Genomic DNA, 332 nt, shown 5'->3' with positions numbered 1-332 from the left:
ACACAGTGGACGCGAGCAACTGAGGACAAGCCCTCGGCCTATTAGTACCAGTCAGCTCCAACCGTTACCGGTCTTCCACACCTGGCCTATCAACCCAGTCGTCTACTGGGAGCCTTACCCCATCAAGTGGGTGGGAGTCCTCATCTCGAAGCAGGCTTCCCGCTTAGATGCTTTCAGCGGTTATCCCTCCCGAACGTAGCCAACCAGCCATGCCCTTGGCAGAACAACTGGCACACCAGAGGTTCGTCCGTCCCGGTCCTCTCGTACTAGGGACAGCCCTTCTCAAGACTCCTACGCGCACAGCGGATAGGGACCGAACTGTCTCACGACGT

1 rRNA gene is annotated in these 332 nt (G+C 58.1%); it reads right to left on the bottom strand.

Features of this window, described 5'->3' with window-relative positions:
* Positions 1-21 precede the first annotated feature (21 nt).
* A 23S ribosomal RNA gene (locus tag HG542_RS34330) occupies positions 22-332 on the bottom strand; the annotation flags it as partial.

The organism is Streptomyces morookaense (genome assembly GCF_013030945.1).
Taxonomy (GTDB): domain Bacteria; phylum Actinomycetota; class Actinomycetes; order Streptomycetales; family Streptomycetaceae; genus Streptomyces; species Streptomyces morookaensis.
Note: the sequence above shows the minus strand (reverse complement) of the source record. Positions and strands in the feature narration are given on the sequence as shown.